This window comes from Viridibacillus soli (genome assembly GCF_016612995.1).
Lineage (GTDB): Bacteria > Bacillota > Bacilli > Bacillales_A > Planococcaceae > Viridibacillus > Viridibacillus soli.
In genome coordinates, this window is record NZ_JAEOAH010000006.1 from 94,858 (window position 1) to 109,439 (window position 14,582).

Consider the following 14,582-nt stretch of genomic DNA (forward strand, 5'->3'; position numbering starts at 1 on the left):
ATTATATATTGCTTTCCTACAAGATCCCCTAAAATATGAGAACAGGAAATACGCCTTTTTGCCATATGCCCTGTTCCTAGTACTAATTAATGTGCTATATATTCTTGCGATAATTCTCTCAATCTAAATTTCTGGATTTTACCTGATGCAGTCATTGGATAAGCATCTGTAAATTGAATATACTTAGGAATTTTATGATAGGAAATCTTCCCTTTACAATATGCTCTGAGCTCATCTTCCGTGACATAAGCCCCTTCTTTTAATATGACCCAAGCCATCAGCTCTTCACCATACTTTTCATCGGGCACACCAACAACTTGCACATCTTGAATTTGGGGATGCTCATACAGAAATTCCTCTACTTCACGCGGATAAACGTTTTCACCGCCACGAATAACCATATCTTTAATACGACCTGTAATATCAATATAGCCATCCTCATCCATGATTGCGATATCACCTGTATGAAGCCATCCTTCATGATCAATTGCTGCATGCGTCGCTTCTGGATTATTGTAATAGCCCTTCATTATCAAATAACCACGCGCACATAACTCTCCTGGTGTCCCTACCATTACCTCATCCCCAGTGATGGGGTCGATAATTTTCACTTCGACATTTGGATGTGGTTTCCCTACTGTTGATACACGCTTTTCAATTGCATCATCCGTGCTCGTTTGTGTAATAACTGGAGAAGATTCGGTTTGTCCATAGCAAATCGTAATTTCACGCGCGCCCATATCATTGATGACCTTTTTCATCACTTCGATTGGACAAATTGAACCCGCCATAATGCCTGTACGGAGCGATGATAAATCAAACTTTTCAAAGTCGGGATGATTTAATTCAGCGATGAACATTGTCGGCACACCGTGCAATGCAGTACACTTCTCATCTTGAACGATTTGGAGTACTTTAAGTGGTTCAAACTGTTCTAGTACGACCATTGTGGAGCCGTGTAATACAGATGCAATCGTACTCATCACACAGCCAAAGCAATGAAAAAATGGTACTGGAATACATAAGCGATCATGCTCTGTTAGATGAATATAATCTCCAACGAGTCGACCATTATTTACGACATTATTATGCGTAAGCATTACACCTTTAGGAAAACCTGTTGTACCTGATGTGTACTGAATATTAATAACTTCATCTGGATCAAGCGATTGGTAACGTTCTTCAAGCTCTTCATCTGTTACAAGTCCAGCAAATTCTAGTAGTTCACTCCATTTATAAATACTTGGATATTCATTTTCACTCATCACAATCACACGTTTGAAATGAGGTATTTTATCTGATTGAATATTCCCTTTTTCAGAAGTAGCTAATCTAGGGCATATCTTTTGGATGATATTAATATATGAAGTCCCTTTAAATTCTTCCCCTAAAATCAATGTTGTCGTATCCGATTGCCGCAATAAATACTCAAGCTCATTTTCTTGATAATTAGTATTTACTGTTACGAGCACAGCCCCCATTTTACCCGAAGCAAACTGGCTAAGTAACCATTCCCTCTTATTATCGGACCAAATGGCAATATGCTCCCCTTTTGCAATACCCATGCCGATAAACGCCTTTGCTAAATCATCTGTTTCCTGATCAAATTCCGCATATGTTTTTCGCACTCCATTTTCCGGATACACATACGCCTCATTATTCGGAAATGCTTCCACCGTGTTACGTAAAACTTCCCCCACAGTCTTATGTAATAACATAAAAACCCCCCTTTGTTAGAAGTATCATCTCTATTATTTTATCACAAGATTCTGATTAGTCAGCTTGTTAAGATGGTAGGACTACAGAGTTATTATTATTTTTCCCGCAAAGTATAGCATTCTACTAGTAATTACCTTATTATGTTACATATGAATCGTTAATGCATTTTAATATAGATACTTATTACCTAATTAAAAATAAATTTCACCATCATGCCTAAAGGAGGCTATTTTATTTTGAACACTGATTTATTATCGAGAGAAGATTGGAAAAGAAAGAACTTTTTTATTTTTCTAGTAGCTGTATTTGCTTCTAGCATAGGCTTTCTTGCACAATTACTATTTGACTCAAAGCCTATGGTCAAACTTGTTATAGGCATTATTTTCGCCCTTGTTTTAATTTCCTTTATGATTGAACGTAAAGTAGTTATATTCGAACGTTTCTTCCCACACTTTATCCTATTGACAGTTTTTTTCACCATTATCGGTTCTATACTCGGACAAGGAGCTAGTACGTTAGCGACGATAGCAATATCTTTTTTCTTACTTATGATCTCTAGTATTCATTCAAGCAAAAAACTCTTAATCTTCGGGTATATTTTGAGTGCTATTACCATGGTCTTCAACCAAATCTATTTTGAAGAATTGGATATGATGGCTAACCAATTTAAAAACTTAATACTTGTTCATTTCCTATCTGGCCTAGCACTTTTTTTACAAATCCATCAAAATGCACATAATGCTAATAATACAAATAAGTTATTTATACAATTAGAAGAAAAGGCACAGCAAGAAACAATCTTAATGGACAAACTTTCTACTTCTGTACAAATGATTACAACGAATCTTCAAAGTATTACACAAAATACAGAAAGTACGACAGTAGCACAACGCGAAATGCTTATTGCTGTAAATGAGATTAGCGCTGGCTCTGAACAACAGGCCGATCGTATAGCGGATATCGTCCAAAATTCTGAGGCTACTACAAAGACCATTCGTAGCGTTTCGGGATCATTAAAAGATGCCGTACAACAATCGAGCCAGGCAGGTAACCAAGCTAATGACGGTGCGACGATCATGCAAGGTATGAAAAATGATATTGATGACTTTACTAAATTCTTCATCGACTTAAGTAAATCTTTCAAAGATTTAACAGAAAAAATATCTGAAACAAACTCATTTACAGTGGCCATTCGTCAAATCACAGAGCAAACGAACTTACTTGCATTAAATGCTTCTATTGAAGCTGCACGTGCTGGTGAACATGGCAAAGGCTTTGCAGTAGTTGCAGATGAAATTCGTAAGCTTGCTAGTGTAACCGATGAAACGCTCGTTAAAATTGACTCGAACTTACGTAATGTGAATGAATATAACGATGTAACACTTCTCAAACTAGAGGATGGGATGAACAAAGTATATAAACAAGTAACAGAAGCGGAACACTCTACTACTGCTTTTAATGAACTAAGCCATACTATGGAAACACTGCAGCAACAAATGACTCAACTATTAACAAGTATGACTCAAATTGAAGGCAATTCGGAAACGATTCAGCATAGCACAACTGAATTTGCAGCCGTTATTGAAGAAAGTACAGCCGCCCTTGAAGAGTTAAACGCAACACTTGTTAATCTAACAGATGAACAAGCCCAAATTGCGGACTATGTTAATCAAACATATGAAGTAGCAAATTCAATCAAAGCATAATATACAATCTACTCGGCTATTGACATCTTTTCGTCAATAGCTTTTTTTAATACTTGTAGTTAATTTGTGAATTGCTCAAAAATACGATAATATCATGCTTCTCTAAAATTATAAGATACTGTTTTAAATATTATATTAATGTCAAATCTATTGACTATAAACTAAAACGTGGTAGAATTTCTTATGACTTCAATGCGTTGAAGCAACAAAGTTAATATTCCGAGCGATGGACATAGTAGGTATTTTACAGACAGCAACTAGAGACTAAGTAATTGGTGCAAGCTTAGGTCTGTTCTATAGATGAATTACACCATTAGATACTCGTTTTAAATGAAGTGGTTGGATAAAATTATTCAACAATTAGGGTGGTACCGCGGAGTTCTCCTTCGTCCCTGTTTATAGGGATAGAAGGATTTTTTTATGCCATTTTATTATTTAGGAGGATTATCATGTTTCGTATTCAAGCTAAAATTACACCGTCATTTATGGAAGCAACATCACTTATAGCAATCATTATTGCGACAATGGCGATTAGTATTGGTCAGTTCGGTGCAGTACCACATATGCCTATTATTATGATCATTTTATTTTTAATGGCTTACGGCTCATTCAAAAAAGTTCCTTATAAGCAACTAGAAGATGGCTTAGTTGAAGGTTCTAAAGCAGGTCTCAGTGCTATTTTCATCTTCTTTTTTATCGGTATTCTTATTAGTAGTTGGATGATGGGTGGCACAATACCAACGATGATCTACTTAGGATTCCAAACGATTACACCGCATTTCTTTTATGCCGTTGTATTCCTTGTTACTTGCATTGTTGGTGTTGCGATTGGTAGCTCACTCACAACTATCGCAACAGTTGGTGTCGCATTTATCGGTATGGCCAATACGATGGATATTTCTTTAGCGGTAACTGCTGGTGCTATCGTTTCTGGTGCGTTTTTCGGTGATAAGATGTCGCCTCTTTCGGATACGACAAATCTTTCATCCGCCATCGTCAGTGTAGATTTATTTGAACATATTAAAAATATGGGTTGGACGACGATTCCCGCCTTTTTCATCTCATTAATTATTTATGGTGTTATTTCACCAAATAAAGACTTACAGCATGCAGACAAAATTGATGCATTCCAAAACGGCTTATTGCAAACAGGTATGGTGCATTGGTATACGCTTATTCCACTTGTCGTTTTAATCATTTTAACTTTGAAAAAAACACCCGCTATTTTGACATTAGCAGCTAGCTCGATTGCAGCTATTCTCGTTTCCTACTTCCATACGCAATTTGGATTTGGTGAAGTAATGAACATTCTATTTGAAGGTTATAAATCTTCTACTGGGCTTAAAGACGTTGATTCTCTACTTTCACGTGGTGGTATTAATAGTATGATGTTCACAATCGCCCTTGTGCTTCTAGCGCTTAGTATGGGTGGTCTTTTGTTCACACTTGGTATCGTACAAGCTCTATTATCAAAAGTAGAAAGTTTCTTTAAAAGTGCTGGCTCTGTTATTACTGGTGCCGCTGTTACAGCAATCGGCATTAACACATTAATCGGCGAACAATACTTATCGATTTTATTAACAGGTGAAGCATTCCAAGCGCAGTTCAAAAAGGTTGGCTTAAAAAGTAAAAACCTTGCACGTGTTATGGAAGACGCAGGTACTGTCGTGAATCCACTTGTTCCTTGGAGTGTATGTGGTATTTTCATCACAAATGTATTAGATGTTTCAACTTGGGCGTACTTCCCATTTGCTTTCTTCTGCCTTTTATCACCGATCCTAACAATCGTATTTGGCTGGACTGGTAAGACACTTTCATACATTGACGAAAAATAAACGATGAAGCCCTTATATTCTTTGATAGTGTTGAATTATGGTACACTAATGCCAACTATTAAATAATAAAGAAGGCGAGAAACAATGGATTTTCAAGAAATGAAACAACAGTTATTACAGCGTCTGTTGGATAAAGAATTGGTCACTGCTACAATTAGCCAACCACGCACAAAGTCAAATGATATTAAACGTGTAAAATTAAAGCCAATCGAGCTTAAAGGCATTTACCATATTCAGCTCGAATATCAATATGAACGCATTTTAAAGCATGAAAATATACCACTAACTTTAATTGAAACAACACTAAATGAGCTATTTGAGCAATTCCGCCAGTTACATGGGGAATTCACAAACGAAAATATTCAACTTCAACTTTCTAAGAAAAACAAAGTACTTTGGAAAGTTGAGCAAACAGCAAAGAAAGTTGTTAACCTTTCGCATAATCGTAAAAAAAATTACTTACTAGATCCGGAAACAGCTTACCCATTCCTTATCCGCCTAGGTGTACAATCTTCTGATGGCAAAGTGAAAAAGCAAAAGTATGATAAGTTCAAGCAAATTAATCGCTTTATCGAATTTATCCATGACTCACTAGATTATTTACCAACAGACCGTACTATTCGTATTCTCGATTTCGGCTCTGGCAAATCGTATTTAACTTTCGCACTTTATCATTATTTGAAAATCGAGCAAGGTTTAGATATTCGAGTAACAGGATTAGATTTGAAGAAAGAAGTTATCGAGGATTGTGCGCAAATCTCCAAGGACTTAAATTATGATCAACTTGAATTTTTAGTCGGAGATATTAATGACTACAATGATGAAACTGCCGTTGATATGGTCGTTACTTTACATGCATGTGATGTTGCTACAGATATGGCATTAGCTCGTGCAGTCAAATGGGGCGCAAAAGTTATTTTGAGTGTTCCTTGCTGCCAGCATGAATTGAATTCACAGCTACAATCTACACCATTAGATATTATGCTGCAGCACGGTCTAGTGAAAGAGCGCTTTGCAGCTTTAGCTACAGACTCGATTCGTGCAGAAATTTTATCACTCGTTGGTTACGAAGCTCAACTTCTAGAATTTATCGACATAGAAAATACGCCTAAGAATATTTTGATTCGAGCTTACTACACTGGTAAAAAACAAACAGTTGTTCAAAAAGCACGCTATAACGCTTTCACTAAATTTTTATCAGCAGAACCATTTTTAGAAAAAGAATTAAAGGAATACATTCAGTAATGATTTCTCCTATGCCTATATTTGGTGTAGGAGTTTTTTTGTATTTAACCTCTTACTATTTTCACAATATCCTGTGAGAAAGATCATATCCACCCTTTCATTTACATGATACAATTCCACAATAAAAGTTAACTAATTCCATTTTATTGATTTTTTTAACATATAACTATTGACTTTTCATTGATAATGATTATCATTACTATTATAGATAAAATCGAATCGTAGAGAGTAGGATATCAATGAAGTCAAAATCATTATTAGCCATTTTATTAGCAGGAAGCGTAATTGTTACAGGATGTAACAGTTCAGATGATGAATCAACTGAAAAAAAATCTTCAACTTTAGCAACAACTAATGAAACAACAGCCATTGACTTACAAGCTGAAGTGGATGCATATAAAGAGTTTGCTATTGATCAAATGGATCAATTCACAACTGAAACAGAAAAATTCGTTGTCGCTGTAAAATCAGGGGATATTGAAAAAGCAAAAGGAATTTACCCAACTGCTCGCATGTTCTTTGAACGTTCTGAACCAATCGCAGAAAGCTTCGGTGACCTTGATCCACGTATTGATGCTCGTTTAGCTGACTTAGAGGAAGAAGGACAAGGCAAAGAAAACTGGACTGGTTACCACAAAATCGAGTACGGCCTATGGGTGGATAATACAACTAAAGGTTACGAAAAAATTGCTGATCAACTACTTGCAGATTCAAAAGAATTGCGTGCTCGTGTTGAAACAGTTGAAGTAACTCCTAAACTAATGATGACTGGCGCAGTAGACTTGTTAAACGAAGTTTCTACGTCTAAAATTACAGGCGAAGAAGAAATCTTTTCTCACACTGACTTATATGACTTCAAAGCTAACATTGAAGGGGCAGATAAAATCTTCACTATTTTAGAAGATAAAATCGAAGCAAAAGACCCTGAATTAGCTAAAAACCTAACTGAAAAATTTAAAGCAGTTAATGATTTACTAGCTAAATATGAGACGAAAAATGGTTACGTTTCTTATACTGAGCTTACTAAAGAAGACACTAAAGCTTTAGCCGAAGCAGTAAATCACCTTGGAGAACCACTAAGTCAAATGGGAATCATTTTGGAGTGATATTACAATGACTGAAACTAAAGGCGAAAAAATACTTGATAAAAAATTTTCACGTAGACAGATGTTAAAAATGACCGGACTTGGCGCTGCTGGTGTGGCAATTGGGGCTACAGGTTTGGGAGGTGTCATCAAAACTTTCGGTATGGATTTCTTAGATGACGATTCAACAGTTACCAATAAAGTAACCTTCTATGGTAAGCACCAATCTGGAATTGCAACAGATGTTCAAAAAAATATCTATTTTGCTTCTTTAATCGTTTTAGTTAAATCAAAACAAGAATTGCAAGAGTTGTTCAAAATGTGGACACCTCTTGCTGTTCGTTTGATGAACGGCGAAATGATTGGCGATTCAATGACAAATGGTATGATTCCTCCAAAAGATACCGGAGAAGCAAAAGGCCTTGATGCTGCTAATCTAAGTATTACTTTCGGTATCGGACCATCACTATTCGAGAAAAAGGAATTTGGTCTAACATCTAAAAAACCAGCTCAATTAAAAGACTTACCTCACTTTCCAAAAGATCAGCTAGATGATACTTATACAGGTGGGGATATTTGCATTCAAGCGTGTGCTGATGACCCTCAAGTTGCTTTCCATGCCGTTCGTAATCTTGTACGAGCTGCTTCAGGGAAAGTTTCATTGAAATGGTCACAAGCAGGCTTTAATTCAGTTCCAGTAGTAAATAACAAAAAACAAACACCTCGTAATCTATTTGCATTTAAAGATGGTACTGAAAATCCAATTACCTCTAGTCAAAAAGATATGAACGAAGTTGTTTGGGTACAATCTGGTGAATCTAAAAATTGGATGACTGATGGTTCTTATTTAGTAGCCCGTCGTATTCAAATGCACTTGGAAACTTGGGATCGTACCGCTTTAAAAGAACAAGAGAACACATTTGGCCGTCATCGTGATAGCGGTGCACCAATTGGTAAAAAAGATGAATTCGAAGCAATGGATATCGACCGCAAAGATGACAAAGGTAATTTTGTAGTTCCTGAAACTTCTCATGCCTTCTTGGCGAAATCTGTCGATGCACGTATATTAAGACGTGCTTTTTCTTACTCTTCTGGAATAATGGATTCAACTGGTTCATATGATGCTGGTTTGTTATTTCTTTCATTCCAAAAAAATCCGGATCAATTTACTAAGATCCAAAATAGTCTAGGTCGTATAGACAAATTGAATGAATATATTACCCATCGAGGCAGTGCAGTCTTTGCATGCTTCCCTGGTATTCAAAAAGGGAGTTATATCGGTGAAGCACTTTTTAAAACACTGTAGTCAATTTGCGATTATCCTTGTACTAATCGTTTTAACAGCATTGCGCCCTGCATATGCCGCTGAATCATATAGTCATTTATATATTTCTATAGGTGATGCTATTATGAACTCTAAACAAGAAAAGACCACAGAAGCCGTAGATGCTATTAAAATATTTCAGTCTGACTGGGAAAAGGTACCTATCAAATCATCTGCTGAAACGAAAGCAATTGAAACTGCCCTGGATGCAGCACTAAATGCCTCATCGAAAGAAAGCCGGCTCACTGCACTAACTAAACTTTCTAAAGCATTAACTGCTCTTGAAAAGGCTGAAAATCCAGTAGATGAAAAAGCTGAACGTAAAGCATTTTTAAAAATTATAACGCCTGCACTAAATTTGCTAGATGAAGCGATCCAAACGAGCGACTTAGAAAAAATCGAAACACAGTACAACCAATTCAATACCTTTTGGAATAAAAAAGAAAGACCGGTACGTGAGCATGACATCGCTGCATACGGCCAAATCGAAACACAAATTTCATTTATGCGAATGACACTTGCAGATGAGAACCCAAGCATTGATACGTTCAAAGATCAATTCAACTTATTAAAACAAGAAATTGAAGATTTTGCTGCTGGGAAAAAAACAGAGGCCAAAACAGGCTCATATTCCCTGCAAACATTACTTGATCTAATCGAAGATACAAAAGATCAAATTGCTGATGAGGAATACTCTAAAGCATCTGCTACTATTAAAAAATTCATCACAACATGGCCTAATGTTGAAGGTGATATTCGCACGAAAAACGCTAGCCTATACACGAAAATAGAAAGTGATATGCCTATCATCGCTAGTGACTTAATGAAAGACAATGTGGATGCTGAGGATATCACTTCTCAACTAAACAGTTTTAAACAGCAAATCCAACTCATTCAAGGTGACCAAAACTATAGTTTCTGGGATTCAGCGTTAATCCTTCTACGTGAAGGTCTTGAAGCTTTATTAATTATCATCGCACTTGTTGCTTTCTTAAAAAAATCAGGACAAACATATATGGAAAAATGGATTTACATCGGTGCTGGAATCGGGATTGGTTTAAGTGCTGTCGCAGCTATTTTAATGTCGACATTATTTAACTCGGCAACAATTAACACAAGCCGTGAAATGCTAGAAGGCTATATTGGTCTAGCTGCTGCTGCTATGATGATTGGTGTCGGTGTTTGGATGCACAGTAAATCCAATATCAATTCTTGGAACAACTACATTGCAAAACAAATGAATCATGCAATGTCTAAACAAAGTGTTTGGGCTATGGCCTTTATCAGCTTCTTATCTGTATTCCGCGAAGGTGCTGAAACACTTGTTTTCTATGCAGGGATTGCACCTAAAATGTCGACTTTTGACTTCACATTAGGGATTATCATTGCACTTGTTATTTTAGCTGTCGTAGCGGTTGTATTACTTCGAGCAAGTGGCAAAATACCAATACACCAGTTCTTTGCAGTTGCAACGGTATTAATCTATCTATTAGCATTTAAAATTATCGGTGTAAGTATTCATACATTGCAATTAACGGATGTACTACCAACAACAATTATTAGTGGCCTTCCTGTTTGGGCTTCAACGGGATTCTACCCTACAGTTGAAACACTCATTGGACAAGCGATATTAATCTGTTTAGTAATCACAACATTCTTCTACAAACGCCGTAACGAAAAAGCGGCTGTATGAGACTATCAAAAAGAGCGATCAGCCTAATGGCTAATCGCTCTTTTTATAATTATAATTCTTGTCTTAAAGCTTGGATGACATCAATTTTTGTGGCCTTACGTGCCGGTCTCCAGCCAGAAAGTAATGCTACTCCAATACTAATAGCTGAAGCTACAAGTATTAGTTGCCAAGGAATATGTGAGAATACAATATCCGCTTCTTGGAATTGCTTTGAATCAGTAGCCATATCAATAATAATTGGCAATAGCCAGTTTGATAAGAAACTAATACCGTATGATATAACAATTGCAATCGCTGTTCCTAAAATACCAATCCAAGCACTTTCCATTAAGAATAATCGCTGGATCAATTTCGGACTTGCCCCAATCGCCTTCATGACCCCAATTTCACGAGTACGCTCAGTAACGGCCATTGTCATTGTATTGAAAATACCAATAGAAGCAATTAATACAGCAATCGTCCCTACAAAGATTAAACCTACTTTAAATGCTAAGAATATAACATTGATATCATCTAATTGCTCAGTAACTGAGTAAACACTTAAACCTTTATCCTTCAGTTTGGCTATTACACCTTTTACTGCTTCTAAATTCGTCGCATGTACTTTTATCTCCGGATAGAACATATCTTTTTCAGCTTTTATGTTTTTCGAATCTTTTACAGATGCCTTATAAATATTATAAAACTCGCCTTTTAGTTCATGACTAAATAGTATCGTATTTTTAATAAGCCAATCTTTTGCCGGTTTTTCTGATACACCAACCACTTTGAATGTTAACTCTTTATTAATTGCCTTATCATTATCATAATCTTGTAGTTTTACTGAAATTGTTTTACCTACTAGCGATTCCTTGTAACCAAGTTTCTTTGCTTGCTTAGTAGAAGTTGTGTCATTTTCTGCAGATTCCTCATATAACTTTTCCTGCTCTTTCAACTCGGCTTTCGATAATAAATTCTCTGCAAAATGATAACCGACAACAATTTCATCAGAATTTTGAGGTAGACGACCTTCAGATAATTTACTCCCGATCTTTTCTTCGTTATCAAAATCAGTCATGTTTACTGGTACGCTATTTGTACGTTCCTCAAATTTTACGTTAGCCGATAGTTGTGCATTTGTTTTTTCAACCACTGCTCTGACATTGTCCATTTTTCTAATGGCATCTACATCGATTTTCTTTTGAGGATCTCCGTATACCTCAATTTCAGTCACTGTTTGATCTGTTAAGATTCCTCTTTCCATCGACCCTTGTAAACCAAAACCAATGGATGCTAATACAATTAAAAACGCACAGCCCATAGTGGTTGCTAAAATAGTTGTAAACACACGTAGCCTATTTTTCTTTAAGTGTTGTCTAACAAAATCTACTTGATCCTTAAATAACATATTACAATACCTCCTTAACTAATTCGCCATCGTGCATTCTGAATTTGCGATGTGCTATATTAGCCACTTCTTCATCATGTGTAATGATGACAAACGTTAAATTCAGTGCTTTGTTAAGACTTTGAATAAGTAGTAAAATATCTTGTTCTGTTTCTGAATCTAGACTTCCTGTTGGCTCGTCCGCCAATAATATCGGAGGATTCGTCACTAATGCACGCGCAATGCTCACACGTTGTTGCTGGCCACCTGATAATTCATTTGGATAATGGTCCGAAACGTTCTCCAATCCAACTTGTTGCAAAAGTTCTTTTACCTTCACCTTACGCTTTGCCGACGGGATACCTTTAATCTTCAATGGTAACTCAACATTTTCCAATGCCGTTAGTCCTGGCATTAGTTGAAAGTTTTGGAAGATGAACCCGAAATTTTCTAATCGAAACTGTGCATGTGTAACCTCATTCATAGAAGCTGTCTCTTGACCGTTAACCACAATTGACCCCTGCTCAGGTGCCATAAACCCTGCAATAGTATTAAGCAATGTTGATTTTCCGGAACCGCTCTTACCAACAATTGACACGATTTCTCCTCTAGCAATACCAAATGATAAATCCTTTAACACAGGCACCTTTTTTTCCTTGCCCTTCTTCCCAATAGCAAATGTATGACTAACATTTTTTATTTCTATCAATTTATTTAAGCCCCTCTCTACTTGCTTACTAAAATTAAGTATACAGTAAGAATCTTAAGTAATATGAAGGGTAAAGATGAAGAAATTCTTAAGATTCAATATAGTGGCGTTACGGTATTTCTATATTTTTTATCAGGTGTGTCGATTAGGGGAATATTAGGTTGTTATTTACCGTTAAAATGATTTTTTCACTAACGTATGTTACTACATATTTTAGTTGATTGTAGCGGAGAGTGCTCGACTCCTGCGGGAAATGCAAGCGTACCGAGACCCTGCACGGAGCGTAGCGAAGGAAGCGGCTCAGTACGCTTGCCCGCGGAAATCGAGCATCCCGTAGCGGAAATCAACCTACCACTTTAATAGTAATAGTTGAAATTGGTTAAATAATTTTTTATATAGAAGCAAACTTTTCGAGGCACTTCTCAGTCAAATCAATGTAGTGTTTTCGCGATGCGCTATATTTGTAAAGGAGTTAACTAGTCATGACAAAAGAAGAAAAATACAAGCTTGTAGAAGCATTTATCCTAGAAAACCAGCAATCATATTACCGACTAGCCTTTAGCTATGTCAAAAACAAAGAAGATGCACTAGATATCATACAGGAAAGTATTATGAAGGCCCTCAAATCAATCGATTATATAGAGCAAACTGAATATATTAAAACTTGGTTTTACCGCATTATGATCAATACATCCATAGATTATATAAACAGAAACAAACGCACTATTGTCGCTCCAGATGACATATTGGATTTCCATTTACCCAATCAAGAAAACAAACTGCATGATTTAGATTTATATGACGCCATTGATCATTTACCCATACCTTACAAAACCATTATCATTTTGCGCTTCTTCGAAGATATGAAAATCGATGATATTGCTGTAACACTCGGAGAAAATAGCAACACGATTAAAACAAGGCTATATACCGCATTACGTAAGCTACGTATAGAATTGAAAAAGGATGTGGACGCATGAGTAAATTAAACGACGCCAAAGTAAAATACGATAATATTGAAATTCCAGAGGAACTAAATTTTGTCGTCCAAAAAGCGATTAAGGAAGCCAACCCAATGAAAAAAAATACACGCAAAAAAATCAACCCTGTTCAAAAATTCGGCATTGGTGCTGCAGCTGCTGCATTATTATTCACAGGTAGCGTGAACATAAGCCCCGCATTTGCACAATCAATGGCTAATATACCTGTCTTGAACTCCATTATCAAAGTCATTACAATTGATGAACTAACTGATGGCAATGATAACTCACAAGCTAAAATTTCGACCCCCAAAATTACAGGTCTTGAAAATAAAGAGCTAGAACAAACTTTAAATGCAAAATATGAGCAAGAAAATGCCAAGCTATACTTACAATTCCAAAAAGATATGGCAGCAATCAAAGAACAAGGCGGAGGCCATTTAGGCGTAGACTCGGGCTATACAATATTAACTGACACAGATGCTTTACTATCAATTAGCCGCTATACTGTCGAAACACAAGCTTCAAGTTATGAAACACTTCATAACGATACAATTGATAAAAAGAATGAGCTACTCATCACTTTACCAAGCCTATTCAAAGACAATGCTTATATCAGTTCCATCTCAGCTTACATTAAGGTTGAAATGCATAAGCAAATGGCAGCAGATGATTCTAAGAGTTACTTCATTGCAGGAGAAGAAGAGGTTGATGGCGGTTTTGATAAAATTAGTCCTAATCAAAACTTCTCTATTACAAAGGATCATGAACTAATTATCTACTTTAATGAATATGATGTAGCACCGGGTTCTATGGGTACTGTACAATTCAAAATCCCAACAAGCATTATTCAAAAAGACCTTATTAGTAACTACTATATTAAATGACAAAAAGCCTTGCACACAGCGATTATCCGCAAT

Annotated in this window: 11 protein-coding genes; 8 read left to right on the forward strand and 3 right to left on the reverse strand. The window is 36.3% G+C overall.

Features of this window, described 5'->3' with window-relative positions:
- Window positions 1–86 precede the first annotated feature (86 nt).
- On the reverse strand, window positions 87–1,718 hold the full coding sequence (locus JFL43_RS06960) for an AMP-binding protein (protein ID WP_200748433.1): 1,632 nt from the start codon (window positions 1,716–1,718) through the stop codon (window positions 87–89).
- Window positions 1,719–1,955: 237 nt separating this feature from the next.
- Between JFL43_RS06960 and JFL43_RS06965 the strand changes: the two genes are divergently transcribed.
- From JFL43_RS06965 to JFL43_RS06990, 6 genes are all read left to right on the forward strand, one after another.
- Window positions 1,956–3,425, forward strand: a complete 1,470-nt coding sequence (locus JFL43_RS06965; RefSeq protein WP_200748434.1) for a methyl-accepting chemotaxis protein — start codon at window positions 1,956–1,958, stop codon at window positions 3,423–3,425.
- 449 nt (window positions 3,426–3,874) lie between these two features.
- Window positions 3,875–5,260: a Na+/H+ antiporter NhaC gene (gene nhaC / locus JFL43_RS06970; RefSeq protein WP_200748435.1), complete on the forward strand. Its 1,386-nt coding sequence runs from the start codon at window positions 3,875–3,877 to the stop codon at window positions 5,258–5,260.
- A gap of 84 nt (window positions 5,261–5,344) precedes the next feature.
- On the forward strand, window positions 5,345–6,505 hold the full coding sequence (locus JFL43_RS06975) for a class I SAM-dependent methyltransferase (RefSeq protein WP_200748436.1): 1,161 nt from the start codon (window positions 5,345–5,347) through the stop codon (window positions 6,503–6,505).
- Window positions 6,506–6,744: 239 nt separating this feature from the next.
- Complete coding sequence (gene efeO, locus JFL43_RS06980; protein ID WP_200748437.1) at window positions 6,745–7,611, forward strand: iron uptake system protein EfeO; 867 nt, start codon at window positions 6,745–6,747, stop codon at window positions 7,609–7,611.
- A gap of 7 nt (window positions 7,612–7,618) precedes the next feature.
- Window positions 7,619–8,896, forward strand: a complete 1,278-nt coding sequence (efeB, locus tag JFL43_RS06985; protein WP_200748438.1) for an iron uptake transporter deferrochelatase/peroxidase subunit — start codon at window positions 7,619–7,621, stop codon at window positions 8,894–8,896.
- The gene (locus JFL43_RS06990; RefSeq protein WP_200748439.1) at window positions 8,871–10,607 is read left to right on the forward strand and encodes an FTR1 family iron permease; all 1,737 of its coding nucleotides are present in this window, start codon (window positions 8,871–8,873) and stop codon (window positions 10,605–10,607) included. The genes efeB and JFL43_RS06990 overlap by 26 nt, the downstream gene beginning before the upstream one ends.
- 49 nt (window positions 10,608–10,656) lie before the next feature.
- Here the strand turns inward: JFL43_RS06990 and JFL43_RS06995 are convergent, their stop codons facing one another.
- Window positions 10,657–11,994: an ABC transporter permease gene (locus tag JFL43_RS06995; protein WP_200748440.1), complete on the reverse strand. Its 1,338-nt coding sequence runs from the start codon at window positions 11,992–11,994 to the stop codon at window positions 10,657–10,659.
- A gap of 1 nt (window position 11,995) precedes the next feature.
- A complete protein-coding gene (locus JFL43_RS07000) occupies window positions 11,996–12,682 on the reverse strand; it encodes an ABC transporter ATP-binding protein (protein WP_200748441.1) in 687 nt (228 codons plus the stop codon).
- A gap of 482 nt (window positions 12,683–13,164) precedes the next feature.
- Here JFL43_RS07000 and JFL43_RS07005 point away from each other — a divergent pair, with 482 nt between their 5' ends.
- Window positions 13,165–13,662: an RNA polymerase sigma factor gene (locus JFL43_RS07005; protein ID WP_200748442.1), complete on the forward strand. Its 498-nt coding sequence runs from the start codon at window positions 13,165–13,167 to the stop codon at window positions 13,660–13,662.
- Window positions 13,659–14,549, forward strand: a complete 891-nt coding sequence (locus JFL43_RS07010; RefSeq protein ID WP_200748443.1) for an RsiV family protein — start codon at window positions 13,659–13,661, stop codon at window positions 14,547–14,549. The genes JFL43_RS07005 and JFL43_RS07010 overlap by 4 nt, the downstream gene beginning before the upstream one ends.
- Window positions 14,550–14,582 lie beyond the last annotated feature (33 nt).

What these genes read in the sequence shown, in the direction of transcription:
- JFL43_RS06960 (WP_200748433.1), bottom strand. Translation starts at nt 1,718, where the DNA reads ATGTTATTACATAAGACTGTGGGGGAAGTTTTACGTAACACGGTGGAA.
- nhaC (WP_200748435.1), top strand. Translation starts at nt 3,875, where the DNA reads ATGTTTCGTATTCAAGCTAAAATTACACCGTCATTTATGGAAGCAACA.
- JFL43_RS06975 (WP_200748436.1), top strand. Translation starts at nt 5,345, where the DNA reads ATGGATTTTCAAGAAATGAAACAACAGTTATTACAGCGTCTGTTGGAT.
- efeO (WP_200748437.1), top strand. Translation starts at nt 6,745, where the DNA reads ATGAAGTCAAAATCATTATTAGCCATTTTATTAGCAGGAAGCGTAATT.
- efeB (WP_200748438.1), top strand. Translation starts at nt 7,619, where the DNA reads ATGACTGAAACTAAAGGCGAAAAAATACTTGATAAAAAATTTTCACGT.
- JFL43_RS06995 (WP_200748440.1), bottom strand. Translation starts at nt 11,994, where the DNA reads ATGTTATTTAAGGATCAAGTAGATTTTGTTAGACAACACTTAAAGAAA.
- JFL43_RS07005 (WP_200748442.1), top strand. Translation starts at nt 13,165, where the DNA reads ATGACAAAAGAAGAAAAATACAAGCTTGTAGAAGCATTTATCCTAGAA.
- JFL43_RS07010 (WP_200748443.1), top strand. Translation starts at nt 13,659, where the DNA reads ATGAGTAAATTAAACGACGCCAAAGTAAAATACGATAATATTGAAATT.